Origin of the sequence: Duganella phyllosphaerae (assembly GCF_001758785.1) — a bacterium.
Taxonomy (GTDB): Bacteria; Pseudomonadota; Gammaproteobacteria; order Burkholderiales; family Burkholderiaceae_D; genus Rugamonas; species Rugamonas phyllosphaerae.
On record NZ_LROM01000135.1, the window covers coordinates 1 to 786 of the forward strand.

Below are 786 nucleotides of genomic sequence, written 5' to 3' on the forward strand. Positions count from 1 at the left end.
GGCCAGGGTGGCGGACAGCGCAGCGCCGGCGCCAGCGCGCGCGGTACGCGACCGCACCCGGCCGGCGCCGATGCCGTCGTTCCACGAGTCGGAAGTGGGCGGACCGGGCGGCTTGAAAGCGGCGCCAGCGCAGGCCCGGCCGCCAGCGCTGGTGCCGGTGCGCGATATCCCTGAACGCATTTCCGAGGCGCTCGGTTCCCGGTTGATTGCGCCGGCCAGGGTGGCTGAGAAAACGGCAGAGAATACGGCTGACAAAACGGCGGACAAAACGGCAGACAAAACGGCAGACAAAACGGCTGACAAAACGGCGGAAAAGCTGGCGTCAAAAGCCGACAACAAGCTCGCCGCCAAGCCCGAAGGCGCCGTTGCCAAACCAGAGGCATTAGCCCCCAAGCCCGAAGCCGCCTCTGTCAAACGCGAGGCCGTCGCCACCAAACCAGCAGCAGCCACCAAGCCTGCGGCGGTCGCGAGCACCCCAGCCACCTCTGCGCCACCACCGCTAGTGGCGCAAGCGTTGTTGCCGATGCCGCCCTTGCCATTGCCGGTCGGCGTGAAAAAGGCGGCCGCTCCTGCCGCCTGCGCGCCAAGCAGTTCCGGCGCCAAAGAGTGCCAGGCGCTCGATGCCCAAAGCCAGGCGCTGTCGACCAAGCTAGTGGAGCTGGAAGGCAAAGTGAAGCAATTACAAACCGCGCTGGCCGGTTCCACCGGCGCTGCAGCTGCGGCCCAGGTGGCAAGCAAAATGGCAATCCCGATCGCAACTCCGCCTACCCCGGCAGCCCCCGCCGC

Annotated in this window: 1 protein-coding gene and 1 pseudogene; one reads left to right on the plus strand and one right to left on the minus strand. The window is 67.4% G+C overall.

Going from position 1 to position 786, the window contains the following annotated elements; all coding sequences use genetic code 11:
* Positions 1 to 180: hypothetical protein (locus DUPY_RS28690; protein ID WP_208600091.1), on the minus strand; the 180-nt coding region annotated here is incomplete at its 3' end.
* Here DUPY_RS28690 and DUPY_RS28495 point away from each other — a divergent pair.
* Positions 158 to 786: pseudogene (locus DUPY_RS28495) on the plus strand (hypothetical protein); the annotation flags it as partial. The gene DUPY_RS28690 and the pseudogene DUPY_RS28495 sit on opposite strands and share 23 nt — an antisense overlap.